The organism is Sphingomonas elodea ATCC 31461, from assembly GCF_000226955.1.
Classification (GTDB): Bacteria; Pseudomonadota; Alphaproteobacteria; order Sphingomonadales; family Sphingomonadaceae; genus Sphingomonas; species Sphingomonas elodea.
This window is the reverse complement of the sequence record NZ_AGFU01000034.1, coordinates 95,889-122,333: the sequence shown is the minus strand read 5'-3', so window position 1 is coordinate 122,333 and position 26,445 is coordinate 95,889. Positions and strand designations below refer to the sequence as shown.

At 67.8% G+C, this 26,445-nt stretch carries 17 protein-coding genes; 11 read left to right on the top strand and 6 right to left on the bottom strand.

Annotation, left to right across the window (positions count from 1 at the left end):
* Window positions 1-5: 5 nt before the first annotated feature.
* Window positions 6-2,162 carry an alpha-glucuronidase family glycosyl hydrolase gene (locus KK7_RS0111065; protein ID WP_010544717.1) on the bottom strand — a complete coding sequence of 719 codons (2,157 nt, stop codon included), beginning with the start codon at window positions 2,160-2,162 and terminating at the stop codon, window positions 6-8.
* 120 nt (window positions 2,163-2,282) lie between these two features.
* Here KK7_RS0111065 and KK7_RS0111060 point away from each other — a divergent pair, with 120 nt between their 5' ends.
* Together KK7_RS0111060 and KK7_RS0111055 are read left to right on the top strand one after the other, a co-directional pair.
* On the top strand, window positions 2,283-3,443 hold the full coding sequence (locus KK7_RS0111060) for an endo-1,4-beta-xylanase (RefSeq protein WP_010544716.1): 1,161 nt from the start codon (window positions 2,283-2,285) through the stop codon (window positions 3,441-3,443).
* An 84-nt stretch (window positions 3,444-3,527) separates the two neighbouring features.
* Complete coding sequence (locus KK7_RS0111055) at window positions 3,528-4,535, top strand: P-loop nucleotide/nucleoside kinase family protein (RefSeq protein ID WP_010544715.1); 1,008 nt, start codon at window positions 3,528-3,530, stop codon at window positions 4,533-4,535.
* 19 nt (window positions 4,536-4,554) lie between these two features.
* Here KK7_RS0111055 and KK7_RS0111050 read toward each other — a convergent pair whose 3' ends face one another.
* Complete coding sequence (locus KK7_RS0111050; RefSeq protein ID WP_010544714.1) at window positions 4,555-4,902, bottom strand: ArsR/SmtB family transcription factor; 348 nt, start codon at window positions 4,900-4,902, stop codon at window positions 4,555-4,557.
* 169 nt (window positions 4,903-5,071) lie between these two features.
* Between KK7_RS0111050 and KK7_RS0111045 the strand changes: the two genes are divergently transcribed.
* A complete protein-coding gene (locus KK7_RS0111045) occupies window positions 5,072-5,701 on the top strand; it encodes an alpha-ketoglutarate-dependent dioxygenase AlkB (protein ID WP_010544713.1) in 630 nt (209 codons plus the stop codon).
* 32 nt (window positions 5,702-5,733) lie between these two features.
* On the opposite strand, the gene KK7_RS0111040 is transcribed toward KK7_RS0111045, so the two are convergent.
* The 3 genes from KK7_RS0111040 to hemN all read right to left on the bottom strand — a co-directional run bounded on the left by KK7_RS0111040 (window position 5,734) and on the right by hemN (window position 13,379).
* Window positions 5,734-8,265 carry a TonB-dependent receptor gene (locus KK7_RS0111040; protein WP_010544712.1) on the bottom strand — a complete coding sequence of 844 codons (2,532 nt, stop codon included), beginning with the start codon at window positions 8,263-8,265 and terminating at the stop codon, window positions 5,734-5,736.
* A 353-nt stretch (window positions 8,266-8,618) separates the two neighbouring features.
* Entirely contained in the window at window positions 8,619-11,933 is a 3,315-nt protein-coding gene (locus KK7_RS0111035) for a trifunctional glycoside hydrolase family 18/polysaccharide deacetylase/glycosyltransferase family 2 protein (RefSeq protein WP_010544711.1), read from the bottom strand.
* Window positions 11,934-12,056: 123 nt separating this feature from the next.
* On the bottom strand, window positions 12,057-13,379 hold the full coding sequence (hemN, locus tag KK7_RS0111030; RefSeq protein WP_010544710.1) for an oxygen-independent coproporphyrinogen III oxidase: 1,323 nt from the start codon (window positions 13,377-13,379) through the stop codon (window positions 12,057-12,059).
* A gap of 90 nt (window positions 13,380-13,469) precedes the next feature.
* Here hemN and KK7_RS0111025 point away from each other — a divergent pair, with 90 nt between their 5' ends.
* Window positions 13,470-13,724 carry a hypothetical protein gene (locus KK7_RS0111025; RefSeq protein WP_010544709.1) on the top strand — a complete coding sequence of 85 codons (255 nt, stop codon included), beginning with the start codon at window positions 13,470-13,472 and terminating at the stop codon, window positions 13,722-13,724.
* A gap of 97 nt (window positions 13,725-13,821) precedes the next feature.
* Here the strand turns inward: KK7_RS0111025 and KK7_RS0111020 are convergent, their stop codons facing one another.
* Complete coding sequence (locus tag KK7_RS0111020) at window positions 13,822-16,788, bottom strand: TonB-dependent receptor domain-containing protein (protein WP_010544708.1); 2,967 nt, start codon at window positions 16,786-16,788, stop codon at window positions 13,822-13,824.
* Between the two features lie 290 nt (window positions 16,789-17,078).
* Here KK7_RS0111020 and paoA point away from each other — a divergent pair, with 290 nt between their 5' ends.
* The 7 genes from paoA (at window position 17,079) to KK7_RS0110985 (ending at window position 26,434) form a co-directional block, all read left to right on the top strand.
* Window positions 17,079-17,723 carry an aldehyde dehydrogenase iron-sulfur subunit PaoA gene (paoA, locus tag KK7_RS0111015; RefSeq protein ID WP_029623184.1) on the top strand — a complete coding sequence of 215 codons (645 nt, stop codon included), beginning with the start codon at window positions 17,079-17,081 and terminating at the stop codon, window positions 17,721-17,723.
* A complete protein-coding gene (locus tag KK7_RS0111010) occupies window positions 17,720-18,670 on the top strand; it encodes an FAD binding domain-containing protein (RefSeq protein WP_010544706.1) in 951 nt (316 codons plus the stop codon). The genes paoA and KK7_RS0111010 overlap by 4 nt, the downstream gene beginning before the upstream one ends.
* A 3-nt stretch (window positions 18,671-18,673) precedes the next feature.
* Complete coding sequence (paoC, locus tag KK7_RS0111005) at window positions 18,674-20,881, top strand: aldehyde oxidoreductase molybdenum-binding subunit PaoC (RefSeq protein WP_010544705.1); 2,208 nt, start codon at window positions 18,674-18,676, stop codon at window positions 20,879-20,881.
* A gap of 210 nt (window positions 20,882-21,091) precedes the next feature.
* Entirely contained in the window at window positions 21,092-22,432 is a 1,341-nt protein-coding gene (locus KK7_RS0111000) for a chloride channel protein (RefSeq protein ID WP_010544704.1), read from the top strand.
* A 47-nt stretch (window positions 22,433-22,479) separates the two neighbouring features.
* Entirely contained in the window at window positions 22,480-23,238 is a 759-nt protein-coding gene (otsB, locus tag KK7_RS0110995; protein ID WP_010544703.1) for a trehalose-phosphatase, read from the top strand.
* A complete protein-coding gene (locus KK7_RS0110990) occupies window positions 23,235-25,028 on the top strand; it encodes a glycoside hydrolase family 15 protein (protein WP_010544702.1) in 1,794 nt (597 codons plus the stop codon). The genes otsB and KK7_RS0110990 overlap by 4 nt, the downstream gene beginning before the upstream one ends.
* Entirely contained in the window at window positions 25,025-26,434 is a 1,410-nt protein-coding gene (locus KK7_RS0110985; protein WP_010544701.1) for an alpha,alpha-trehalose-phosphate synthase (UDP-forming), read from the top strand. Before KK7_RS0110990 ends, KK7_RS0110985 begins: the two co-directional genes overlap by 4 nt.
* Window positions 26,435-26,445 lie beyond the last annotated feature (11 nt).

Genomic DNA, 26,445 nt, shown 5'->3' with positions numbered 1-26,445 from the left:
CGTTTCTATTTCCCATTGCCGGGCGCGTGCGGCGTCCGGATGGCTTCATAATAGCTTAGTGGATGCGGCGGAGCCAGATGCCCGCCCGGCAGCGGGCGCTGCGACAGCGACTGCCAATAGGCGATCGAGGCATCGCGCCACCACTGCGCTTCCCCGCGCTGGATGGCGAGGAAATCGCGCACCTCGGCCCAGCGCCGGGCGTCGACCTTACCCTCCAGCCCGGCCCAGCGGCGCTGCATGTCCTCCACCGTGGCGATGCCGGTGTCATACTGCGCGACCAGGCTGTTCCACAGCGTTTCGCCCGAGCCCATCCGATAGTCCCAGGGGACGTGGTGGAACCAGAGCAGCAGGCTGTCCGGCACCGTCTTCAGGTTGCCCCAGCGCTTGGCCACCTCGGGCGCATATTGGCCGAGCGCGTTGGTGCCGGTCGGCGTGCGATCGAAGCCGATGCCCGTAGCATCGGCGCGATGATAATAGGTCGGGTTCCATTCCGGCCGGGCGAGGTTCGACACCCAGGGGCCCGGGCCGTAATGGTGGCCGGTCGCCATCACATGGCCGAGGCCGAGCGGCGTCATGTAGTTCACCACCGCCTCGCGCGATTCGAGCATCATCGCGACGATCGGGTCGACCACCGCCGGATCGGGGCTCCAGGTCAGCCGCGCCCAGTCGCGGGCGATGTCCGCCGCCCTCGCCTCCGGATCCCAGGCGAGCCGGCCATAGGCGTACCAGTTGGCCTGATCGAACTGCGACCCGCTCCAGTTGATGTCGCTGCCGATATTGGCGACGCCCGCCATGCCGGTGAGCGCTTTGGGGGCGACCGGCGTCTCCAGGACCTTGGCGACGGTGCTGCCCGCGCGCGGACGGAAGGTGTCGCTTTGCAGCACCTCCTCCCACATCGTCCCCAGATAGGCGAGGTGGGTGGCGAAGCCGAGATACTCCTTGGTGATCTGCACCTCGAGCATCAGCGGCGTCTTCGGCATGGCACCGAACAGCGGATGGAAGGGTTCGCGCGGCTGGAAGTCGATCGCGCCGTTCTTCACCTGGAGGAGGACGTTGTCGCGGAACATGCCATCGAGCGGCACGAACTCGTCGTTGGCCTGTTTGTGGCGATCGGCGTCGTTATGCTCGGAATAGACGAACGCCCGCCACATCACCACCCCGCCATGCGGAGCCAGCGCGTCAGCAAGCATGTTGGCGCCCTCGGCATGGCTGCGCTTATAGTCGGAGGGGCCGGGCTGGCCCTCGGAATTGGCCTTGACCAGAAAGCCGCCGAAATCCGGGATCACCGCATAGATCTCGTCCGCCTTGGCCTTCCACCAGGCGCGCACTGCGGGGTCGAGCGGATCGGCGGTCTTGAGCCCACCGATCTCGATCGGGGCGGAGAAGCGCGCGGTCAGGTAGATGCGGATGCCATAGGGCCGGAAGACCTCGGCCAGCGCCTTCACTTTCTGAAGATAGGGCGCGGTGAGGATATCGGCATTGGCGTTGACGTTGTTCGGCACCACCGCATTGATGCCGATCGAGGCATTGGCACGGGCGTAATCGGTATAGCGCGGGTCCTTGTAGCCGGGCAGCTTCTGCCAGTCCCACAGCGACTGTCCGGCATAGCCGCGCTCCACATAGCGATCGAGATTGTCCCAGTGATCGAGCGCGCGGAGTTGCAGCTTCGGTGCGTCGCGCACATCCAGCGCATCGAGAGACTCGCGCAACTGCGCCAGCTTGAGCAGGCGAAAGCTGCCATAGAGCAGCCCGACATCGCTGTTGGCGGCGATCAGCGTCACGCGTGCGCCGGCGATGGTCGTCGAGCGGATCAGAAAGCCTTCGCGTCCGAGCGCGGCCAGCGGGAGGTTGAGCCCGGCGAGAACCGGCGAGCCCGCGGTGGCAAGCATCACCCCACCCTCGCCCCGCATCGCCGTCGCGTGTGCCGGTGCCGTACCGATCAGCCCGGCCAGCCCGCGATCCAGTTCGTCGACGGCGGCGCGGATCGTCGGACGGCTGGTGTCTGCCACCACGTAGCGCAGCCGCGGGGCAATGCGCTGCACGGTGGCGGCGTCGAGCGGATGGTAGCGCAGCCACAGATCATATCCGGTCTCGGCATGTGCCTGATTCGCCAGCACAAGCGCGCAGAAAACCGTGAACAGGGCCTGGAAAATCCGCCGCATCGCATCCTCTCTCGTTCGCGATCGCTCGCCATCGTTGACAAGCGTGTAGCAGCCCGAGCATGGTACCGCTACCAAGCATGAACACCCGGGGACGGGGGTAGCCAGGAGAGGAGCCACCCGATGCAGGTCGATGCCGTCGTTCTCAATCGCCGCAGCCTGCTTGGCGGTGTCGCCGCTGTCGCCGCCGCACTGCCGCTCGATGCACGGGCGACCAGCGTCCCGCCGGGCCTCAATGCGCTCGCCTCGGAAAAGCAGATGCGGATCGGATCGGCCTTCGCCTGGAGCCGGCCCGGTGCCGATGCGGGTTCGTTCGCCAACCCCGCCTATGCGCGGCTGCTCATCCGCGACTGCGGCCTGCTGGTGCCGGAGAACCAGCTGAAATGGCAGGCAACCCGCCCTGCCCCGGACAGGTTCGATTTCACCCAGTTCGACGCGATGCTCGATTGGGCAGAGGCGAACCGCATGGCGATGCGCGGCCACACCCTGCTCTGGCACAAGACCCAATATTTCCCGCGCTGGCTGAACGACTACGACTTCGGCGCGCGCCCCGTGCGCGAGGCCGAACGGCTGCTCACCATGCATATCGACACGGTGTGCAAGCGCTACGGCACCCGGATCGGCAGCTACGACGTGGTCAACGAGACCGTCGACGAAGGCAGCGGTGGCCTGCGCGAGACCAGCCTGTCGCGTGCGTTCGGCGGCACCGAAGCGATGCTGGACCGCGCCTTCCACACCGCCCGCGCCGCCGCGCCGCACGCTCAGCTGGTGTACAACGACTATATGAGCTGGGAGCCGGGCGGCGAAAAGCATCGCGACGGCGTGCTCCGGCTGCTCGAAGGCTTCCGCAAGCGCGGCGTACCCGTCGATGCGTTAGGGGTGCAATCGCATATCGAGCCGGCGAGCGATGCCCCGGCAGGCGTGCTCGCCGCCCGGCAGGAAAAGCCATGGCGTGCCTTTCTCGATGCGGTGACGGGCATGGGCTATCAGCTGTTGATCACCGAATTCGACGTCGCCGACCAGCATCTGCCCGGCGACTCGGCGACGCGGCGACGGCAGGTGGCGGACTATGCGGGCGTCTATCTCGACGTGATGTTCGGCTACCCCCAGCTGCGCGACGTGCTGTTCTGGGGGATGTGCGATAAATATAGCTGGCTCAACGGCTTCAAGCCGCGCAAGGACGGCGCACGGCCCAGCTGCACCGCCTATGACGACGGCTTTCGCCCGAACCCACTGCGCGATATGGTCGCCGACAAGCTGCGAAAGACGACAGCGCGCCGCTGAACTTCGGTACACTCCCGTTCAGATTTGGCAGGTATAGAGAGTCGCAGGACCGGCAGATCGGCCGGGGCTCCAGGGAGCAAGACGATGGCGGCAGCGGCCGCGAGGCGAGAAGGTCCGGGCGGGGACGGCATCCTCCCCAGCAGCATCGACGTAGCGGCGCTCCACGCGCGCGCCGAAGCGATGGTACGGCTGCACGGTCAGGCGACCGTCACGCCCGCCGGCGCCGCGTTTCGGCAGCGGCTGATGGAGCTCGCGCGCACCGGCGCCCAGCGCGGCATGATCGCGCTGCAGGGGGCGGATATCGAGCGCCGCGCCCGCGCCGGCCGCGTACGTCTGATCGAGGACGGCGCGCCTGCCGACATCCTGTTCGATCTCGCCAGTACGCTGGTCGCGCTGATCGAGCAGGGCCGCGGGGCCGAGGCGAATGTGCTCGCAAACCGTTATCTCGATCTCTCGCCGCAGGGCGCCACCGGCTGGGCGCTGCTGCCGCTAATGGTGTCGCTGCAGACCACCGATGCCGCCGCGGCCGATGTCCTGTTGCGGCCGGCGCCGCCGCAGCTGATCGCGGTGGGCGGGCTGTCGGGCACGGGCAAGTCCAGCCTGTCGCGGCTGCTCGGCGGGCTCTATGGCCGCCGCCCGGGCGCGCGTGTGCTGCAGTCTGACGTGTTCCGAAAGCGGCTGGCCGGGCTGCCACCGGAGACGCGCTTGCCGCCATCGCACTACACCCGTCGCAACGACGCGCAGACCTATGAAGCGATGTTCGAATCCGCCGACGATCATCTGTCCTGTGAGTCTACCGTTATCCTGGACGCGGTGTTCCTCAACCGCAGCGAACGGGAAGTGGCCGAGGCGCTGGCCCAGCAGGCACGGGTCCCGTTCACCGGGATCTGGCTGGAGGCTCCCGATCGCGACCGGATCGCACGGGTCGACGCGCGCACGGGAGATGCCTCCGATGCGACGGGGGAGGTGGCGCGCGAGCAGTCGCGGCGTCCGGTGGGCGATCTGTTCGGATGGCATCGCATGCGCAGCAACCGCGCCATGGAGCTGATCCTGCCCGCCGTCCGCGCGGCGATCGAACGACCGCGCCGCTGAACCTGCGGCGCGGGGTCGATCAGACCGTCTCGGGCTCGTTCCGCAGGAGCAGGCCGCTGCTGCCGTCCTTGGCACTGAACAGGTCGTTCAGCGCCTCCAGCATGCGGCGCGCTTCCGGGCTTGCCAGCGAATAGAAGATCATCTGGCCAGCGCGACGCGCCGAAACCATGCCTTCGCGGCGAAGCAGAGCAAGCTGCTGCGAAACCGCGGTGTCCCGCGCGCCGGTAAGGCGGGCGAGTTCGCCGACAGACTTCTCGCCATCGGCAAGATGGCAGAGGAGCAGCAGGCGGCTGCGACCGGACAGCGCCTTCAAAAATTGCGACGCGTGGTCGATAACGTCGAGCATATCGTTCTTCACAGCGACCATGGTACCGACTCTATCGTTAGGCGCGCAACCCGTCACGCACTGAAAAACCCTAGTATTTTCATAAACCTGGATCAATATGACACATCGCAAATACGCAAATGCGTAGCTTTGCAGAACGCTGGACAGGTCGCCCTGCTACCATATTTCCACTTCAAACGTTCCCTCCGCAATGATCCCGAGCCAGCACGATCTGTTCGGACTGCCAGGACCCGAAGGCCTGCGGGCAGAAAGCGAGTTCCTCGACACCGAGGAGGAATCGCGGGCCATCACTGCGATCAATGCCGCCCCGCTCGCGCCGTTCCGCTTTCAGGGGTGGCAGGGCAATCGACGAACCCACAGCTATGGCTGGCACTATGACTTCGAGGACGCCCGGTTCGCGCCCGCGGAGCCCCTACCCGCCTGGCTGGAAACGCTGCGCGTCCGCGCGGAGGCCTTTGCCGGGCTGGCACCGGGCACGCTCGTCCAGGCGCTGCTGATTCATTATCCGATCGGCGCGGGGATCGGCTGGCACCGCGATCGCCCGGTATTCGAGCAGGTGGTGGGCATCTCGCTGGGCGCACCCGCGGTACTCAGGCTGCGACGCCGCACCGCCGAAGGCCGCTTCGAGCGTGCCGAGCTGCTGCTGCCACCCCGCTCGATCTATCTGCTCTCGGGCGCCGCACGACATGATTGGGAGCACAGCATCACGCCGATGGCGACACCGCGCTGGTCGATCACCTTCCGCGCGCTCTCCGCCCGCGGCTTGCGCCAGATGCAGCACGGCCCGGACGAGGATTCCCGTCCGGGCCGTGTCGGCTAGTCTGCGCCGCCGCGCATGCGGCGGGCGGTGCCTTAGAACTTCACCGCCACTTCGCCGCCGAAGGTACGCGGCGCGTTGAAGTTGCCGTAATCGCCGAGGATGTTGTTGATGTTGCCGTTCGTGACGCTGGTCGTCGGCGAAGCCGGCAGGCTGTTCGACGGGTCACGACGGAAGATATACTGCTCGTTCAGCAGGTTGCGGCCCCACACGCTGAACGTTACATTCTGCATCGCGCCGATGTTGATGTTGGCGAGCGCGATGCGGCCGTTGAAGATCAGCGAAGCCTCGTTCTTGGTGGCGAACTGGTCGAAGGCCTGGGTGGCCTGCGAATAGTTGCCGTCCAGATGGAACCGCAGGTCGGCGCCCTTCAACGGCAGCTCATAATCGATCGAGCCGCTGGCCGCGTTGCGCGGCGTGAACACGATGTAGAAGTTCTGCAGCACACTGGTCGACACGCCGTTCGCCGTGGCGGTGATCAGCACCGGCGGGATGCGGGTGTAGGTATAGGCATAGGACGCGTTCAGCGTCAGGCCCTGCACCGGCTTCACCGTCAGGTCCGCCTCGATGCCGCGAATCTTGGTGGTGCCCGGCGCGTTGATGGTCACCAGATTGTTGAAGCTGCCGGTCGCGGTGGTCTGGATCGAGCTGATGTCGACCTGGCTGTCCTTGCGATCCATCACATAGGCTGCGAGGTTCAGGCGCGCCTTGCGATCCCAGAAGTCGCTCTTCAGGCCGATTTCATAGGACTTCACGTCCTCCGGGTTGAACGGCTGGTAGTTCGAGGTGCGCGAGCTTGCGCCGCCCGCGCGGTAGCCGGTGGCGTACTTGGCATAGGCATGCACCGTGTCGCTCACGTCATAGGCGAGCGTGACCATCGGGTTGAAGCGGTCCCAGCTCTTGTCGAGCGGCTTGTAGCCGTTGGCCGCCGCGCGCACCGTGTCGACATCGTAGTTGATGTTGCGCGAGTAGCGCAGCACGCCGCGCTTCTTGTCGTGGGTGTAGCGGCCGCCCACCGTCAGGTGCAGCGCGTCGGTCGCATTCCAGGTCACCTGGCCATAGGCGGCATAGCTCTTCGACCAGACTTCGGAGGCCCGGTCGATAGAGCGGCAGCCAGGCTGCGAACCGAAACCGCCGGAGCCGGTGCACGGATCGAGGATCACATAGTTGTACCCGGTGACCTGGCCCGCCGCGTTGGTCTGCGCCACGATGCCGTTCGAGTTCGGCGTAGCCGCGTCGTCGCTGACATGCTCGTTGAAATAGAAGAGGCCGGCGACGTAATCGAACCGGTCGATCGAGCCTACCGCCTGGAACTCCTGGCTGAACTGGGTCTGCCGCAGATTGGCCAGGCTGTAGCGGCTGAATCCGCACGGCGCGGCGGCGGTGCAGCTGGTCGTCACGGTGCCGATCGCGGGGACGTTGACCACCGGCACGCGGTGCGCGCCGCCCGAATTGTCCCACTGGGTAGCGGTCACGCCGCGCCATGCGGTAATCGAGCGAAGTTCGATCTCCGGGCTCAGCTTGTACTTCAGGCTGTTGGTGAAGCCATGGGTCTTGTCGATGCTCGGCTGCTGCGGCACGCCGATATCGGCAGTCTTCATGCGGCTCGAGCCGTTGACGACGACGCCCGGCAGCAGCGGCTTCACCGTGCCGGTGAGCGTCGCATAGGCGGTGCCGGGCAGGAAGCAATTGGGCACGGCCGACTGGGCGCCGGCGACGCAGCCATTGGGATTGTAGTTCAGCAGCTGGCTGTAGAACGGCGTGTTCGCGTCATAGCCATTGTCGTAGCTGAAGTCCTCGATAAGGCCGTCGATCGGCTTCCAGCGGACGGCGGCACGGAAGCCGCGGCGGTCGAAATAGTTCCAGCCGGTAGCGCCGGCGAGCGGGTTCTTCGTGGTCGCGTCCTGGTGCTGCACCACGCCGTCGAGCTTGAGCGAGAAGTTCTTGTATTCCGGCAGGTCGAGATGCGCATCGGCATTGTAGCCGCCGAAATTGGCGATGCCCGCGTTGACGCGGCCGGCGAACTCGCCGCTCGGCGCACGGCTGACCAGGCTCAGCGCGCCGCCCTCGGTGTTGCGGCCGAACAGCGTGCCCTGCGGGCCCTTCAGCACCTCGACACGCTCGATATCGAACAACGCGGCGTTTAGGCCATGCTGGCGGCCGAGATACACGCCGTCGACATAGATGCCGACACCCTGCTCGCGCGCCGGCTGGTTGGCATCAAGCGGCACGATGCCGCGGATACCCACGGTCAGCGCCGACTGGCGGGCCTCGAAGGTGGCGACGCGCAGGCTCGGCACCGCGCCGTCGGCGAGATCGTACAGACTCTGGACGTGGCGTTCCTTGAGCGCGGCGTCGCTCAGCACGCTGATCGAGATCGGGGTCTGCTGCAGGTTGGTTTCGCGCTTCTGCGCGGTCACCACGATGTCGGCGAGGCCTTCCGGCGGAACGACGGCGGTGGGCGTGGCACCGGTCGCCTCGGTCTGGGCGAAGGCCGGGGCGGCAGCCAGGGCCAGCACCGTGGCACCCGCGAGCAGCGAGCAGCGGAAGGTCGAACGATCGAACATGGAGCGGTTTTCCCCGAGGAAGGTCTGTTTGGTTCGGGGGCGCCCTAGGGACGCGATTTGGCAGGATTGTTACATCCGCCGCAGCATTCATGACGCTACGACTTCATTTTCGCTTCACGCGCGCGACAAATCCGCGAAAAACCGACGAACTTGCCGGCGAGGTCGGACTCTATATTGCTGGTTAATGCGTCAGATTGCACCGCGATCGGAACCGAAAACTTGGTACCCGTGCAAATTTGTCACAGGATTTCTACCCCGACTCGAGGCGTGTCGCGAGCGGAAGCACGAGGAGAATGCCCGGCGCCGTTGCCTGCACGGGTCATGCGCGTCGGCTGGTCGGACGACGGCGGGGATTACTCCGCCGCCGCAGCCTCGCCGCCGCCGACGCGGCCGGTACGTTCCAGCTTGCCCCAGCCGACGAACCAGCCGCCGAGCGCCGAGCTGATCGCGCGCAGCACCACCCAGTACATCAGCTGGCGATAGACGAAGCGCTGGGCGACCAGCAGCAGCGCCGGATAGCGGATACGGCGACTGTTCAAACGATAGGCGACCCAGCCGCAGCCCACATCGATCGAGGTGAAAGCCACCCAATAGATCGCCATGGCGCCCACATCGCCGCGGGTCTGCTCCCAGCCATGCTGGGCGATGCGCACCGCGGTGGCGACGATCGCGGAGATCAGTGCCAAGTCGATCAGCGGCGAGATCGCGGCGAAGATGATCTGGAAGATCCAGGCTTGCGGCAAGCCGATCCAGGCGAGGCCCTTCGCCTGTTTGTCGCGGTATAGCCCGCGGTGCTTCCACAGGCATTGCAGCGTGCCGAACGCCCAGCGATAGCGCTGCTTGGCGAGTGCGCGGAAGCTTTCCGGCGCCTCGGTCCACGCCACGGCATCGGGATCATAGGTCACGCGCCAGCCCGATCGCTGGATCGCGATGGTAAGATCCTGGTCCTCCGCCAGCGTGTCCTCGGGATAGCCCCCCACCGCATCGAGGGCCGCGCGCCGCCATGCACCGACCGCGCCGGGCACCACGGTGATAGCGTTGAACCCGGCGAGCGCCCGCCGCTCCAGATTCTGGGCAGTGATGTATTCCACCGCTTGCCAGCGGGTGACGAGGTTGACGCGGTTGCCCACCTGTGCGCTCCCGGCGACGGCGCCGATCTGCGGATCGGCGAACCAGCGCGCGAGCCGACCGATCGTCTCCGCCTCGAACTGCGTGTCGGCGTCGAGCGCGATGATCACCTCGCCCCTCGCCTCCTTCAGCGCGCGATTGAGCGCCGCAGCCTTGCCGCCATTGACCAGCGTCAGCAGCGTGACCCGCGGATCGTCGCCGAACGCCGCCGCGACGATCTCGCTGGTGCGGTCCTTCGATCCGTCGTCCGCCACGATCAGCTCGATCGCAGGATAATCGCTGGCGAGCACCCGGCGCACCGACGCCTCGATCACCCGCTCTTCGTTATAGGCCGGGATGATCACCGAGACGCTGGGCGCGTAGACCGGCGGCGCGCCGCGTTCGCGGCGGCGCTGGCGGAGCGCCAGGCCGGCCAAGATGAGCGCGCGCGCGATGCCGAGCGTGATCGCGACGAAGAACATCCAGCGCAGCCCCGAGGCGATGCCCGCAAGCGCCACGAAGATCGCCACGTCCGCCCGAACCGCCAGCAGATCGCTGCCGCGGATGGGGGGCATCACCGCATCGTAGGAAAGGCCTGCGAGCTTGGACACGGGAACGAAAACATAGCCCCGCGCGCGGAGTTCGTGGATGATGCGGGGCAGCGCTTCCACGGTCTGCTCGCGGTTACCGCCCCCGTCATGGAGGAGAACGATGTTGGTCGACTTGTCCGGCGCAGCCGTCGCGACGTCGTCGAGCACGCCCTGGACGATCGCATCCACGCCCGGCCGCTTCCAGTCGTCCGGATCGACATGGAGGCCGACAACCGTATAGCCCTGCTTCTGCGCGACCACGGCGGGATCGAGTTCGTCGGGCGTGGTCGGCTCGGCGTCGCCGAAATAGGGCGCGCGGAACAGCCGCATGCCGCGCCCGGTATAGGCCTGCACCAGCCGCTGGGTGGCGTTCAGCTCCAGCGCGGTGCTCGCTGCCGAGGTGGTGGCCAGGTTCGGGTGGGTATAGGTGTGGTTGCCCAGCTCGTGCCCCTCGGCCACCAGCCGGCGGAGCAGCAGCGGGTGCTGCAGCCCGTTCTCGCCGACGATGAAGAAGGCCGCGGGCACATGCTCCGCCTTCAGAATGTCGAGGATGCGCGGGGTATAGGTCGGGTCGGGACCGTCGTCGAAGGTCAGCGCGATCTCGTTCTTCGAGGCCCCCGTGCGCATCACCACATACGGCGTCGGCAGCACCGGATACTGCACGTCGCGGATCATGTTGGCGGCGTCGAACCGAATGGCGCGCTGCCCCACCGTCGGCGTCGAGGTGACGCGCAGGATTTCCCCCGGCCCCTCCACGTCGACATTGGTGGCGGGAACGACGCGACTGAGGTCCGGGCGGCCGCCATGGCGATAGGCGAGGAGCGCGGTCCACACGCCCGCATCCTCGGTGCCGAGCCGCCACAGCGCCACGCTGCCGACACCGGCAGCGCGGACCGCCTGGAGCTGGTTCCAGGTCGCCGCGGCATCGACCATCCAGATCTCGTGATGCTTGCCGTCCTCGTCATAGGCGAAGGCGCTGTTGCCGCTGGTCTTGTCGAAGGTGACCTTCGCCTCGCTGTCGCGCGCGGCGGACCAGGCCTCCTCGATGCTCAGCGCATCCGTGCCGTCGCCGTGATAGTCATAGGCATAGCTGGCGAGCGCGACGATCAGCTTCTCGGTGCCGACCTGCGCCACCGCGCGGCGCAGCTCGTCGACGAACCAGGGCTGGGAGGCGATGGGCCCCGCCTTGCCGCCCTGCCAATGCTCGTCATAGTTCATCAGCATGACGCGGTCCGTGACCGCGGCGAACCTCTTGAAATCCCAGCTGCTGTCGCCGGCGGGCACGGTGACCGCCAGCAGCTTGTCCTTGGGCATCGCCTTGTTGATCTGGTCGAGCAGCTGGATGTAGCCGGGAAGCGATTCCGGCGGCAGGCTCTCGAAATCCATCACCAGGCCGGTCAGGTTGCGCGTCTTGACCATCGCCGCCAGATCACGGGCAAGCTTGGCCCGGGCAGCGGGGCTGGCGATGAGCCGGGCGGCGCCGACCGAATCCCACGACTCGTCGGAAAGGTTCTGCACCATCGGCAGCACCCGCGGCGGCCGGCGCGCGCCGGCGAGGATGTTGGCGAAGCGCGGATCGTCGACCACCTGCATCGCATGACCCAGGCCGCTCACCGTGACGAACGCCGGCACCACCCAGTCGAGGTCTCCGATGTTGCGGCGGAGCGAGTCCGCGCTCGCCTGGTCCCAGGGCACGTAGAAGCCGACCGTCAGCGGCACCCCCGCACGCTTGGCCGAGCCTCCGGGCAGCCAGCGCCGGTGGCGCGGCTCGCCGCGCGCGCTGAGCGAGCGGAGCGCCGCAGGCTTCGCATTCTCCCAGCGTACCGGCAGGTCCTGCGCCGGCGGCACGTTGACGATGGTCGCCGCGAACACGACCGCCGCCAGCACCACGCCCAGCACCAGGGCCAGCACCGTGCGCATCGTCCAGCGCTTGCGGCTGCCGGTGGGATCGAAGAATACGGGACGCGACATGGGTGCTCTTTCGGGACGCGCGGAAACCTGTCCGGCGCGGTTCGGACCCTTGCCTTATAGAAGGGCGCGTTAACCTAGGCTATACTGGGGCCCCGCCGTAGATTCCCGAGCTTTCTGGTTCCGCTACACCGCGCTGCTGAAACGCGTGGCGGCCGTGCCACGATAGCGATCGAGCGCGCTGGCGATGACGCGGGCATAGGGCAGCGCCGCCGGCGCCAGCAGCAGCACGCTGCCCTCCCAGCGCACCAGCTTCAGCGCCGCGAACCGGGCGAGCTGCAGCGCGATCGCGCCGCGCCCCGGGATGCCCGCCAGATCGGCGCGGCCCTGGCAGAGCAGTTCCTCGATCGCGGCCGCGCGCCACTGGTCCTCGGTCGAGCGCCGTACCCCGCGCGCCGCTGCCAGCCGCCCCGACGAGACCGCCATGTGCCAGCGCCCGGCATTCTTCTCGTTCTGCACCAGCAGGTCCGGAAACTGGCTGATCGCGCTGGCGCCCAGCCCGATCAGCACCTCTGCCTCGTCCTCGGTAAAGCCCTGGAAGTTGCGCCGCAGCCGCCCTTCGCGCGCGGCGATGGCGATGGCATCACCCGGCAGCGCGAAATGATCGAACCCGACCGCGGCATAGCCGGCCGCAGTCAGCCGATCGTGGGCGAGGGCGGCCTGAGCGAAGCGGGCTTCGGCATCCGGCAATGCGGTCGCATCGATCCGGCGCTGGCGCGGGATGAGGTGGGGGACATGGGCATAGCCGAACACCGCCAGCCGATCCGCGCCCACCGCGATGCTCTCGTCGATCGAGGCAAGAAGCATCCGGTCGGTCTGGCCCGGCAGGCCGTACATCAGGTCGAAGTTGATCGATCCGACCCCCGCGCGACGCAGCAGCGCCACCGCAGCGGCGATGTCCTCATGCGGCTGGACGCGGCCGATCGCGGCCTGGAGGGCGGTGTCGAAGCTCTGAACGCCCAGGCTCACCCGCGACACCGCCGCTTCGCCCAGCGCTGCCGCCCATGCAGAATCGAACCCGCGCGGGTCGATCTCGACCGACAGGACCGGATCGACCGCGCCGAAGGCCGCTTTCGCCTGCGCGACCAGCCGGAGGAACGCCGCGGGCGCGATCGCATTGGGGCTGCCGCCGCCGAACGCGATGCGGCCCACCCGCCCCCGCCCGCCGAGCCGCCGGGCGACCAGCTCGATCTCTTCCGATAGCCGCGCCAGATAGGCGTCGAGCCGCGCGCTGCGATTGGCCGCGCCGGTGTTGCACCCGCAATACCAGCAGATCTCGCGGCAGAAGGGGATGTGGAGATAGAGCGACAGCTCGGCCTCCCCATGCACCCGATCGATCGCCGCGCTCATTTCGGCGGGCCCGGCATCCTCGCCAAACTCGGCGGCGGTGGGATAGCTGGTGTAGCGCGGCACCGGAGTGGCGAGCAGCTCGGGATGATAGGTCCACATGCGCCCCGCATGGCGGGAGCGGCCTCGTTCGTCGCCTGGGAATGTCCCGTATCCTTGCCGCTGCCGGTGCAGGCGCCTAGGCCCTGCTGCATGCAACTCGACGACCAGCTAGTCCGCTATTTCGGCACCGCCGATCTGGGCGCCCTCACCCCACCCGCCCTCGCCGCCGGCATCGAGCGGATGAAGGTCGATCTCGGCCTGGAAACCGATCGCGGCCGCCGCTTTGCCCTGTGGGCGCTGCTGTTCATGCTCGGCAATGCGCCCGATCTGGACGCGACCTTCGACGACGAGGCCGATCGCGAGGCCGCCCGCAACTTCATGGACATCTCCGACCAGCCGGACTGACCGCCACGCTTTTGATCTCCTGGGCCTGATAAAAAAGCGGCGGACCGTTCGGTCCGCCGCTCCAGGTATTGGGAGACATTTCTGTTCTTGCTTGGGATCAGAACCGCAGACGCGCGCTGATCGTGTACGCCCGCCCGATCGGATCGTAGATCGTCGGGAAGGTGTTGCCGCTGTTGAACGCCGTGCCGCCGACACCCGCGCCGACCAGCGGCGGCTTCTTGTCGAACAGGTTGTTCACGGTCAGGTTGAAGTCGAGGTTCTTGGTCGGGCTCACCCGCGCGGCGAGATCGAAATAGTTGAACGCGGGGATGGTACGGAACGCCTCGAGGATGGTCGAGGGGTTCGGGCCGCCCGGCTGCGCCACATTGCCCGGGAGACGCGTCGCAAGGAACGGCTCCAGGCTCACCCGGCTGATGTGGGTCCACAGCAGCGAGATGTCGAACAGCTCGCGACCATAGGTCAGTCGGCCGTTCATGCGGTAGCGCGCGCGCGGATTGGTGCAGCCGCCGGCGCTGTAGTAGGACGTGCAGTCGCGATTGATCGCGTTCGGCGTCGCCTGGAAGTGGTAGTAGCTCAGGCGGGTGCCGTTGAACCCGATCGTGACCGTGCCCGAATCCTTCACGCCGATATCGTCCAGGCGGATCGCCTGGTTCAGGCCCACTTCGACACCTGCCGTCTCGATGACGCCGAGGTTCGAGTAGCTGAGGATCACGCCCGGGGTCTCGCCCGCGCCGTTGAGGCTGCCGGTGAGCGGGTTACGACCGATCAGCGCGCAGAACGCGTTGTTGGCGAAGTTCGGGTTGAGCGTGGACGAGTAGCAGCCGTTCAGAATGTCTGCCTGGGCCGGCTGGGTGATCGCATCGCGGACGCGGATGTTGAAATAGTCCACGGTGAGCGAGAAGCCCTTGATCGCCGCCGGCGCGAAGGCGCCGCCGATCGTCCAGGTCTTCGCGCGCTCGACGTCGAGTTCGCGATTGCCCGAGGTGGTGTTGTTGATCTGACCCGAGGTCGGTGCCGGGATCGAGCCGATCGTGTTGGCCGGCGCGCCGGTCGCGATGCAGAGCTGCGCGAGACCGCCCGACACCGCGCCCTGGCAGGGATCGACGGTCAGGTTGCCGAGGCCCTGCACCGGCGACTGGTACAGTTCCTGGATGTTCGGCGAGCGCACCGCCACCTGGTAGCTGCCGCGGAACTTGATGCCCGCGGTCGGCTCCCAGCTACCGCCGGCCTTCCAGGTCGTGCTCGGACCCGTGGTGGTGTAGTCCGAATAGCGGATACCCGCCTCGACCGTCAGCTTGTGGATGAAGGGCTTGTCCTCGATCAGCGGCGCGATGAGTTCGCCGAAGATTTCCTTCACGCTGTAGCGGCCCACGTCCGGCGGCGTGCGCGCGCCGGTGCCGAGCACTTCGCCCTGGATCTGCGAGGGGCCGTCCGGCTGGCTGGCGGCGGTGAGCTTGCGATACTCGCCGCCGACCGCGAACGCGATCTTGTTGGTCGCCAGCGGCGAGGCGAACAGGTCGCCCGAGACGCTGCCGGTGACGACGGTCTGCGTCACCTTGCGGTTGATGATCGCGTCGAGGTCGATGAACGCCAGCTGGTCCTGCGTAATCGAGCCGTTGGGACCGAACAGGTTGAGCGGAACGCAGTTGTTCGCGGTATCGACGCAGCGAATCTGGCCGGTCGGGGTGCGATAGGCGCGCAGGGCCTGCTGCACCTTGCTGAACGAGCCCCAGTTGCCGCGGGTCTGGTTCTGGGTGGTCTCGCCATACTGCGCCGAGATATCGTACTTCAGGCCGGCGACGATCTCGCCGCGGAAGCCGCCCTGGATCTGGAACATCTGCGATTCGAAGACATTCAGGCGCGGGCCGTACTCGGTGAAGCGGCGCTGGGCGACCACCGGCACTTCGATATAGCCGGCCGTGCCCGGGCCACCCTGCACCGCCGCCGCGGCTGCGCAGTTCGCCGCCGAGATGCTGCGCGCGGTGCACAGCTGGTCGCGGATGCCCGAGGGCAGATAGGGGTTGTTCAGCGCCAGCTGGTAGGTGTTGCCGAAGGTACCCGACGAGGCGAGCTGGGTCGCGATCTGGTTGCGGTTGAACTGCGCGGTGCCGTAGAATTCCACGCCCTCGGTGATCTCGTAGCGCGCCGCCGAATAGGCGTTGATGCGATCGAGCGGGGTCTGGAAATAGGTGCCGATATTGGTGTTGTAGGTGTCCGCGGCGGTTGCCGGCTGCAACAGCCCCGTGGACGGGTTCACCACCGCGCCCAGCGTGCTGGCGCCGATGCCGAGGGCCGCGTTGGTCGGCGAGCCGAAAACCGTCACCTGCGCGGTCGTTGCGCCGAGGAACTGGCCGTTGGTCGAGCTGATCGGCACTTCGCTGATCTTGCGGTCGAGATGCAGCAGCGGATCGGCCTTGGTGTAGCCGACGCTGAACACCACGTTGCCGCGGCCTTCCGCGAAGTTGCCGCCGACGACGAGGTCTGCCTTGAAGCGTGCCGTGTCGCCGCGCTCGGAGATGCGGTAGCTCGTCGACAGGTCGATGCCGGAGAAGTCACGCCGCGTGATGAAGTTGACCACGCCCGCCACCGCGTCCGCGCCGTAGGTCGATGAAGCACCGCCGGTCAGCACTTCGATGCGCTGCAGCAGGGCCAGCGGCACGTTGTTGGTGTCGGTCAGGCCGTCGAGGCCGTAGGGCACCTGGCGGCGGCCGTCGAGCAGCACCAGGGTGCGCTGCGGGCCGATGCCGCGAAGGTCGACGGTCGACGAACCGTCCGAGCCATTGTTCACGCCCGCGCCGATGTTCGGGCGGACGCCCGGCAGGGTGCGCAGGATGTCGTCGGCGGTACCGGGCTGGCGGAACTGGAGTTCCTTTTCGCCGATCACCGTCACCGGGCTGGCGAGTTCGAGGTCGGGGCGCGCGATGCGCGTGCCGGTGACCACGATTTCGCTGGCGTCGGTCTGGGCGTCGGAAGCCGGTACGCTGTCCTGCGCGAAAGCAGGCGTCGCGATGCCGGCCACCAGCATGGTAGATGCGAGCAGGCAGGTTCGGAACGTGGAGGTCATCAAAAGCCCCTTTTCGTCTTGTATAATTCCGCACGGGCACAGCCGCACTGCGCCCTTAGGGTTACGCATGTCTGCACGTATGTGGCCCTGTGGCAACATTGCAGACATTGCCGGAAACAATTCGTCACGGAACCGTTGTAAAATCGTCACACGCCCCTTTTGGGCATGTTGTACAAGGGGGCATTTGCCGCATCCAACTTGCTGCGATAAGCCAACACACAAGGAGCGTGTGGAACCGTTTCGGCTTCCAAACTGTACACGCTTCGGTGCAGGCTAGCAGGGGATGCGCAATGGATAGACCCGCCGGAAAAGGCGTATCGCGACGCGGCGTGCTGGTGAGCGGCGCGGCCTGCGCGGCCGCCACCGCAATGCCAGCGAGCGCCAGCAGCAAGGAACCGAGCGCGCCGATGAAAACGCCCCCAGCCCTGCCCGTGCAGGTCAAGGTCAATGGTAAAGCGGCCGCGCTTACCGTCGACACCCGCACCACGCTACTCGACGCGCTGCGGGAGCATCTCCACCTGACCGGCACCAAGAAGGGCTGCGACCACGGCCAATGCGGGGCCTGCACGGTGATCGTGAACGGCCGGCGGATCAATAGCTGCCTCAGCCTGGCGGTGATGCACGACGGTGACAGCGTGACCACGATCGAGGGCCTCGGCACGCCCGAGGACCTGCACCCGATGCAGGCCGCCTTCGTCCGCCATGACGGCTATCAGTGCGGCTATTGCACGCCGGGCCAGATCTGCTCGGCGGTCGCGGTGCTCGACGAGATCAAGGCCGGCATCCCCAGCCATGTCGCCGCCGACGTCGCCGCCTCTCCCGCCTTCTCCGAGATGGAGATCCGCGAGCGGATGAGCGGCAATATCTGCCGCTGCGGCGCCTATTCCAACATCGTCGAGGCGATCCGCGAGGCCGCGGGGCGGAGGCAGGCATGAAGGCGTTCGAATATACCCGCGCGAGCAGCCCGGCCGATGCCGCAGCCCTCGCCGCCAAGACCCCCGGCGCCAGGTTCATCGCCGGCGGCACCAACCTGCTCGACCTGATGAAGCTCGAGATCGAGACGCCGACGCATCTGATCGACGTCAACAAGCTCGCACTCGACCGGATCGAGGAAACGTCGGACGGCGGGCTGCGCATCGGTGCGCTGGTGCGCAACACCGATCTCGCCGCCGACAAGCGCGTGCGGCGCGATTATGCGGTGCTGACGCGGGCGATCGTTGCGGGCGCGAGCGGCCAGTTGCGCAACAAGGCGACCACCGCGGGCAACCTGCTCCAACGCACCCGCTGCCCCTATTTCTACGACCCCAACCAGCCCTGCAACAAGCGCAAGCCCGGCAGCGGCTGCGCGGCGATCGGCGGGTTCAGCCGCCAGCTGGCGGTGATCGGCACCAGCAAGGCGTGCATCGCCACCTATCCGGGCGACATGGCCATCGCGATGCGGCTGCTCGACGCGACCGTGGAGACGGTGAAGCCCGACGGCAGCACGCGGAAGATCGCCATTGCCGACTTCCACCGGCTGCCCGGCGACACGCCGCATCTCGACAACACACTGCAAACGGGCGAGCTGATCACGGCAGTCACCCTGCCCAAGCCGTTGGGCGGCAAGCACTTCTACCACAAGGTTCGCGACCGCGCCTCCTATGCCTTCGCGCTCGTCTCGGTGGCGGCGGTAGTGCAGAAGGACGGCACCGGCCGCGTCGCGTTCGGCGGCATGGCGCACAAGCCGTGGCGGGTCGAAGCCGCCGAGGCAGCGCTCCCCAAGGGTGCCGCCGCTACCGCCAAAATCGCCTTCGCGGGCGCGACGCCGACGCACGACAATGCCTTCAAGCTCCAGTTGGCTGAGCGCACGCTCGCCGCGGTGCTGCACGAAGCAAGGGGCTGAGCCATGAAGTTCGATACCCCCGCCACGACCAACCCGATCGACCGCCTCAAGGTGGTCGGCAAGGCCACCGACCGGATCGACGGCCCACTCAAGACCACCGGCCGCGCGCCCTATGCCTATGAGCGGCATGATGTCGCGCCGGGTGCAGCCTATGGCTATGTGCTCGGCTCGGCGATCGCCAAGGGCCGCATTATCGGCATGGATCTGACTGCAGCCAAGGCAGCCCCTGGGGTGCTCGCGATCGTCACCGCAGAAAATGCCGGCAAGCTGACCAAGGGCAATTTCAACACCGCCAATCTGCTCGGCGGGCCCGAGATCGAGCATTACCACCAGGCGGTCGCGCTGGTGGTCGCGGAGACCTTCGAGCAGGCGCGCGCGGCATCGTCGCTGATCCGCATCGACTATGCCCGCACCAAGGGCCGGTTCGATCTCGAGGCCGAGATGGCGAATGCGCCGCTGCCGCCGCCGGGCTTCGGCGGGCCGTCCGAAAGCAAGGTCGGCAATTTCGCCGGCGCCTTTGCCGCCGCGCCGGTGCAGCTCGACGCGCGCTACACCACGCCCGACCACTCGCACGCGATGATGGAGCCGCATGCCTCCACCGCGAAGTGGGAGGGCGACCAGCTGCTGCTGTGGACCTCGAACCAGATGATCAACTGGGGCAAGGGCGACGTCGCGCGGACGCTGGGCCTACCGAAGGAGAAGGTGCGGCTGATGTCGCCCTTCGTCGGCGGCGGGTTCGGCGGCAAGCTGTTCGTCCGCGCCGACGCGATTCTCGCGGCGCTCGGCGCCAAGGCGGCGGGGCGTCCGGTGAAGGTGGCGCTCCAGCGCCCGCTGATCGCCAACAACACGACGCACCGTCCGGCGACGATTCAGCGCATCCGGCTGGGCGCGACCAGGGACGGCAAGATCACTGCGATCGGCCATGAAAGCTGGTCGGGCGACCTGCCCGGCGGCGGGCCGGAGACGGCGGTGGGCCAGACCCGCCTGCTCTATGCCGGCGAAAACCGGCTCACCGCGATGCGGCTCGCGGTGCTCGACCTGCCCGAGGGCAATGCGATGCGGGCGCCGGGCGAGGCACCGGGGCTGATGGCGCTCGAAATCGCGATGGACGAGATGGCGGAGAAGCTGGGCATGGACCCAGTCGAATTCCGCGCGATCAACGACACCCAGGTCGATCCCGAAGCCGCCAACCGCCCCTTCTCGCAGCGCCAGCTGATCCAATGCATGCGGATCGGCGCGGAAAAGTTCGGCTGGGCCAAGCGCGCCAAGGCGCCGGGGGCGATCCGTGAGGGCCGCTGGCTGATCGGCATGGGCATGGCCGCGGCGTTCCGCAACAACCTCAACGGCAAGTCCGGCGCGCGGGTGCGGCTCGATGGCAAGGGCGTAGTCACGGTCGAGACCGACATGACCGATATCGGCACCGGCACCTACACGATCATCGCGCAGACCGCGGCGGAGATGATGGGCGTACCGCTGGAGACGGTGGTGGTGCGGCTGGGCGATTCCAGCTTCCCCGCCTCGGCGGGCTCGGGCGGGCAATGGGGCGCCAACAGTTCGACCGCGGGCGTCTACGCCGCCTGTTCGATGCTGCGCGACAAGGTGACCGCGGCGCTCGGCTTCAACTCGGCCGATGTGGTGTTCGAGGACGGCCATGTCCGCGCCGGCAACCGCAGCGTCGCGCTGGCCGAGGCGGCCAAGGGCGGCGAGCTCGTTGCCGAGGACTTCATGGATTACGGAGACCTCGCCAAGAAGTATCAGCAGTCCACCTTCGGCGCGCATTTCGTCGAGGTCGGCGTCGATGCCGCCACCGCCGAGGTCCGCGTGCGCCGCATGCTGGCGGTGTGCGCGGCGGGGCGGATCCTCAACCCGAAGTCGGCGCGCAGCCAGGTGATCGGCGCGATGACCATGGGCGTCGGCTCGGCGCTGATGGAGGAGCTCGCGGTCGACAAGCGCTTCGGCTATTTCGTGAACCACGATCTCGCCGGCTACGAGGTGCCGGTCCATGCCGACATCCCGCACCAAGAGGTGATCTTTCTCGAGGAGACCGATCCCACGACGTCGCCGATGAAGGCGAAGGGCGTGGGCGAACTCGGCCTGTGCGGCGTCGGTGCGGCCGTGGCGAACGCGATCTACAATGCCTGCGGCGTGCGGGTGCGGGACTATCCGGTGACGCTGGACAAGCTGCTGCCGGGTATGCCCGCGTTCGCCTAACCTAGATCCTCCCCGGCACGGGGAGGGAGACCAAGACGCGCAGCGGCTTGGCGGAGGGGGATCGCCGCGAGGGACGCCCCATGTGGAAGCCCCCCTCCACCACCGCCTTCGGCGGCGGTCCCGCTCCCCGTGCCGGGGAGGATCTTGGGCTGGCGCTCCGCCCCTGCCCCCGCTACAGCGCCCGCGGCGGGGGCCAGGCTGAGGGAGTGCATGGACCGCCACCAAACCACCCGCCGTGTCCGCGCGATCGTGCGCCGGCACGGGCCCAGCGTGCAGACCTGGCGCCGCCGCGTCGCCTTTCTTGGCGGGGCGATCGTGATCGGGCTGGTCGCGCTCGCCTTCGCCGAATCCGCCGACTGGGCCGCGCGACGTTTCACCGCGCAGGAGCGGACCTGGTGGTGGCTCCCCCTCCTCCTCACCCCCGCCGGCTTTGCCTTCTTTGCCTGGGCCACCCGCCGCTTCGCCCCCGATGCGACCGGCTCGGGCATCCCGCAGGTGATGGCGGCGACCCGCGATCCCGACCATGCGATGACCAGCCTCACCGCCGCGAAAACCGTGATGCTGAAACTGGTCCTCACCATCGGCGCGGTGCTGGTCGGCGCCTCCACGGGCCGCGAGGGGCCGACGGTGCAGGTCGCCGCCGCGATCATGGGCTATGCCCATCGCCTTGCCCGCGTGCCGATCCGCGCCTCGGTGTTCATCGCCGGAGGCGCGGCGGGCGTCGCGGCGGCGTTCAACACCCCGCTCGCCGGGGTCGCCTTCGCGATCGAGGAACTCGCCGCCGCCTATGAGCAGCGCATGGCGGTGCTGGTGATGGCCGCGGTGCTGATCGCCGGCATGACCAGCCTCGGCATCGCCGGGGACTATGTCTATTTCGGCGCGATGCGCGACACGCTGCCGCTGCGCCAGGCCATCCTCGCCGCACCCGTGGCGGGCGTGGTGGGCGGCCTCGCCGGTGGCCTCTTCTCGCGGCTGATGCTCGCGGCCGGCGGATCGGCATGGCCGCCGCTGGTCGCGGTGCGCCGCCACAAGCTGGTCTTTGCCGCGGGCTGCGGCCTGGTCGTGGCGATCCTCGGCGTGGCGACCGGCCTCACCTGGGGCACCGGCTATGACGCGGCCCGCACCGCGATCACCACCGGCGCGATCCCCTGGTGGTACAGCCCTGCCAAGTTCGTGACGACGCTCGCCACCGCGGTCGCCGGCATCCCCGGCGGCATCTTCGCGCCGTCGCTGTCGGTGGGTGCCGGCGTCGGCGACCTCGTCCGGCCGATGTTCCCAACCGCGCCGGGCGGGACGATCGTCCTGCTCGGCATGGTCGCCTATTTCACCGGCGTGGTCCGCGCGCCGCTCACCGCGGTGATCATCATCGCCGAGACCACCGCGAGCCGCGGGCTGATGCTGCCCCTGCTCGCCGCCGCGCTGATCGCCGACGTTACCGCGCAGCGCGTCTCCAGGAAACGGCTGTACCACGGCCTGTCGCTGCGCTTCGGCACTACGCAGGTGCAGCATGAATCGGACGAGGCGGGGAACGGATCGGGCCCGCGCGCGTAACGAACCCCTGGGCGCGCCCGTCTGCTGGCGCCCCGATGAGGAGTTGCATGCCCGACCGGGAAACCGTTTCGCTGATGCCGCCGCCGGCGGACCTGCTCGATACCGCCAGCCTGTTCCTCGATTTCGACGGGACGCTGGTCGAACTCGCCGACCATCCCGAGGGCGTGGTGGTCGATGGCACGCTGGTCGACCTGATCCGCACGCTGGAGGAAAAGCTCGACGGCCGCCTCGCGCTGGTGAGCGGCCGCCCGGCCGAGGATCTGGCCGCGATGTTCGGCGACCGCGCGCCCTCGGTCGTCGGCAGCCACGGCATGGAGTTCCGCTGGTCCGACGGCCGCCGCGAACGCGCCGAGCGCCCCGCCGGGCTGGTCGAGGCGCTGGCGGCGATGCGCGCCTTTGCGGAGGGTCGCCCCGGCGTGGTGCTGGAGGACAAGCCGCTCGGCGCCGCGGTGCATTACCGGCTGAACCCCGAGCATGAGGCCGACGCGATCGCGCTGGGCGAGCGGCTCGCCGCCGAACACGGCCTGTACCTGCAGCACGGCAAGATGATGGTCGAGGTGCGCAGCCCCGGCGGCGACAAGGGCAGCGCGATCCGCACGCTGATGGCCGATCCGCGCTTCGCCGCCGGCCGCGCGGTGTTCCTCGGCGACGACGTGACCGACGAGCCCGGCTTTTCCGCCGTGGCGCTGCTGGGCGGCGCCGGCGTGCTGGTCGGCCCGCCCCGCCCCACCGACGCGCGCTACCGCGTCGACGACGTGACCGGCGTGCTAACCTGGCTCGCCACTGCTGCCGGAGTCCACGCATGACGACTCTCGATCTCTGGCCGATCGGCAACTGCCAGGTCAGCGCGCTGATCGATCGTACCGGCCGCTTCGTCTGGGGCTGCGTGCCGCGCGTCGACGGCGATCCGCTGTTCTCGGCGCTGGTCGGCGGCGAGGAACCCGAGGGCGGATATTGGGACATCGCGCTAGACGGCGTCGTCTCGGTCGAGCAGCGCTATCTGCGCAACGCCCCCATCCTGGTCAGCCGCCATACCGACGTGGCCGGCAACGCGATCGAAGTCACCGATTTCTGCCCGCGCTTCCAGCGGCTGGGCCGGGTGTATCGGCCGGTCGCCTTCGCGCGCATCGTCAAGCCGGTGGCGGGCAGCCCGCGCATCCGGGTGAAGCTGCGCCCGGCCTGCGGCTGGGGCAAAAGCTGCAAGACCCGCATCGGCGGCTCCAACCACCTTCGCTATCTGGTCGAGCCGATGACGCTGCGCCTCACTACCACCGCGCCGGTCGGCATGGTGGACGAGGAACGGCTGTTCCGCGTCGAGAAGCCGCTGCACTTCTTCCTCGGGCCCGACGAGAGCTTCAGCGGCGACGTCGCCGAGACGGTGGACGACATGCTGCTCAACAGCATCGCCGAGTGGCAGCACTGGGTGCGCGGCCTGAACATCCCGCTCGAATGGCAGGACGTGGTGATCCGCTCTGCCATCACGCTCAAGCTGTGCCAGCACGAGGAGACCGGCGCGATCGTCGCAGCCTTGACCACCTCGATCCCCGAACATGCCGGCTCGCAGCGCAACTGGGACTATCGCTACTGCTGGATCCGCGACGCCTATTACACGGTGCAGGCGCTCAACCGGCTGGGCGCGCTCGACGTGCTCGAAACCTATCTCGGCTATCTCCGCAACATCGTCGACGATGCCAAGGCCGAGCCGCGCGGCGGCCATATCCAGCCGCTGTACGGCGTGCTCGGCGAAGCGACGCTGGAGGAGCGCGAGGCGCCCGATCTCGCCGGCTATCGCGGCATGGGGCCGGTGCGCGTCGGCAATCAGGCCTATGAACAGGTCCAGCACGATGCCTATGGCCAGATCGTCCTGTCCAACGTCCAGGCCTTTTTCGACCAGCGGCTGTACCGCATCGCCGGCATCGAGGATTTCGAGGCGCTGGAGCGCGTCGGCGAACGGGCGTGGCAGTATCACGACTCCCCCGATGCCGGCCTGTGGGAGCTGCGCACCCGCCAGAGCGTCCACACCTATTCGGTGGCGATGTGCTGGGCGGCGTGCGACCGGCTCGCCAACGCCGCGCATGTGCTGGGCCTCGAGGAACGCCGCGCCTTCTGGCAGAGCCGCGCGGACACGATCCGCACGACCGTGTTCGACAAGGCCTGGCGCGCGGAAACGCAGCGCTTCTCCGCCACCTTCTCGGGCGACGATCTCGACGCCAGCCTGCTCCAGCTGCTGGAGATGCGTTTCCTGGCGCCCGACGATCCCCGCTTCGCCGATACGCTGAAGGCCGTCGAGGCCGGCTTGCGGCGCGGATCGACGATGCTGCGCTACGATACCGAGGATGATTTCGGCCTGCCGGAAACCGCGTTCAACTTCTGTACGTTCTGGTTGATCGAAGCGCTGCACATCACCGGCCGCACCGACGAAGCGCGCGCCTTGTTCGAGGAGATGCTCACCCGGCGCACCGCCGCCGGGCTGCTCTCCGAGGATATCGACCCCGTGACCGGGGAATTGTGGGGCAATTATCCCCAGACCTACTCGCTGGTCGGCATGATCAACTGTGCCGTCCTGCTGAGCAAACCCTGGAGTTCGATCCGTTGAGCCGCCTGATCGTCATTTCGAACCGCGTAACCGCGCCCAACGGCTCCAACTCCGGCGCGCAAGGGGGGCTGGCCGTCGCGCTCGCCGCCGCCTTGCGCGAAAATGGCGGCATCTGGTTCGGCTGGTCCGGCGAACAGACCGACCAGTTCACCGGCCAGATCAGCATGCAGCGCAGCGAAGGGGTGACCACCGCGACGGTCGACCTCGAAGAGCAGGACATCGACGAATATTATAACGGCTATGCCAACCGCACGCTGTGGCCGCTGTTCCACTACCGGATCGACCTGGCGGAATATGAGCGGGGTTTCGCCGGCGGCTATCAGCGCGTCAACGAGCGCTTCGCCGACACCGTCCGCCCGCTGATCGAGCCCGACGACGTGGTATGGGTGCAGGACTATCACATGTTCCCGCTCGGCCAGGAACTGCGCCGGCGGGGCTGCAAGAACCGGATCGGCTTCTTCCTCCACATCCCCTGGCCGCCGCGCCGGCTGCTCTCCAGCCTGCCCAAGGCGCACGAACTGATCGAGACGCTGTTCGCCTATGACGTGATCGGCTTCCACACCCAGGAATGGATGGAGAGCTTCATCGACTTCGCCCGCGCCGAGATGGAAGCGGTGGTCCAGCCCGACGGCGTGCTGCGCATCGGCCTGAAAAGCGTGAAGCTGGTCGCCTGCCCGATCGGCATCGACGCCAAGGAATTCGCCGCGCTGGCCGAAAGCGAGTCCGCGCGCGAGACCTTCGAGCAGATGCGCACCAGCTCGGTCGGCCGCTCCCTGATCGTCGGCGTCGACCGGCTCGATTACTCCAAGGGGCTGGAGGAGCGCTTCCTCGGCTATGAACGCTTCCTCGCCACCTACCCCGAGCAGCGCAAGGAAGTGTATCTGCTCCAGATCGCCCCGCCCTCGCGGGCGACGGTGGAGACCTATCAGCGCATCCGCAACACGCTGGAGGGCCTGTCGGGCAAGATCAACGGCGCGCATGCCGATCTCGACTGGGTGCCGCTGCGCTACGTCAACCAGGGCTATCCGCGCGACGTGCTGGCGGGCGTGTACCGGGCGGCCAGGATCGGCCTCGTCACCCCCCTTCGCGACGGGATGAACCTCGTGGCGAAGGAATATGTCGCGGCGCAGGATCCCGAGGATCCCGGCGTGCTGATCCTCTCCAAGTTCGCCGGCGCGGCGATCCAGATGGAGCAGGCGCTGCTGGTCAATCCCTACAGCGCCGAGGAAGTCTCCGACGCGATCTGCCAGGCGCTCAACATGCCGCTCGAGGAGCGGATCGAGCGCTGGCAGGCGCTGAAGCAGGGCGTCGACGAACAGGACGTGATGTGGTGGCTCAAGAAGTTCACCGACGAGCTCAGGAGCGTGCCGATGGAGACGGAGACCCGGCTTCCGGTCGAGGCGTGATACCAAGACTC

Excerpts from the sequence above, each read along its gene's own strand:
- KK7_RS0111065 (WP_010544717.1), bottom strand. The coding sequence starts at position 2,162 with ATGCGGCGGATTTTCCAGGCCCTGTTCACGGTTTTCTGCGCGCTTGTG.
- KK7_RS0111060 (WP_010544716.1), top strand. The coding sequence starts at position 2,283 with ATGCAGGTCGATGCCGTCGTTCTCAATCGCCGCAGCCTGCTTGGCGGT.
- KK7_RS0111055 (WP_010544715.1), top strand. The coding sequence starts at position 3,528 with ATGGCGGCAGCGGCCGCGAGGCGAGAAGGTCCGGGCGGGGACGGCATC.
- KK7_RS0111050 (WP_010544714.1), bottom strand. The coding sequence starts at position 4,902 with ATGGTCGCTGTGAAGAACGATATGCTCGACGTTATCGACCACGCGTCG.
- KK7_RS0111045 (WP_010544713.1), top strand. The coding sequence starts at position 5,072 with ATGATCCCGAGCCAGCACGATCTGTTCGGACTGCCAGGACCCGAAGGC.
- KK7_RS0111040 (WP_010544712.1), bottom strand. The coding sequence starts at position 8,265 with ATGTTCGATCGTTCGACCTTCCGCTGCTCGCTGCTCGCGGGTGCCACG.
- KK7_RS0111035 (WP_010544711.1), bottom strand. The coding sequence starts at position 11,933 with ATGTCGCGTCCCGTATTCTTCGATCCCACCGGCAGCCGCAAGCGCTGG.
- hemN (WP_010544710.1), bottom strand. The coding sequence starts at position 13,379 with ATGTGGACCTATCATCCCGAGCTGCTCGCCACTCCGGTGCCGCGCTAC.
- KK7_RS0111025 (WP_010544709.1), top strand. The coding sequence starts at position 13,470 with ATGCAACTCGACGACCAGCTAGTCCGCTATTTCGGCACCGCCGATCTG.
- KK7_RS0111020 (WP_010544708.1), bottom strand. The coding sequence starts at position 16,788 with ATGACCTCCACGTTCCGAACCTGCCTGCTCGCATCTACCATGCTGGTG.
- paoA (WP_029623184.1), top strand. The coding sequence starts at position 17,079 with ATGGATAGACCCGCCGGAAAAGGCGTATCGCGACGCGGCGTGCTGGTG.
- KK7_RS0111010 (WP_010544706.1), top strand. The coding sequence starts at position 17,720 with ATGAAGGCGTTCGAATATACCCGCGCGAGCAGCCCGGCCGATGCCGCA.
- paoC (WP_010544705.1), top strand. The coding sequence starts at position 18,674 with ATGAAGTTCGATACCCCCGCCACGACCAACCCGATCGACCGCCTCAAG.
- KK7_RS0111000 (WP_010544704.1), top strand. The coding sequence starts at position 21,092 with ATGGACCGCCACCAAACCACCCGCCGTGTCCGCGCGATCGTGCGCCGG.
- otsB (WP_010544703.1), top strand. The coding sequence starts at position 22,480 with ATGCCCGACCGGGAAACCGTTTCGCTGATGCCGCCGCCGGCGGACCTG.
- KK7_RS0110990 (WP_010544702.1), top strand. The coding sequence starts at position 23,235 with ATGACGACTCTCGATCTCTGGCCGATCGGCAACTGCCAGGTCAGCGCG.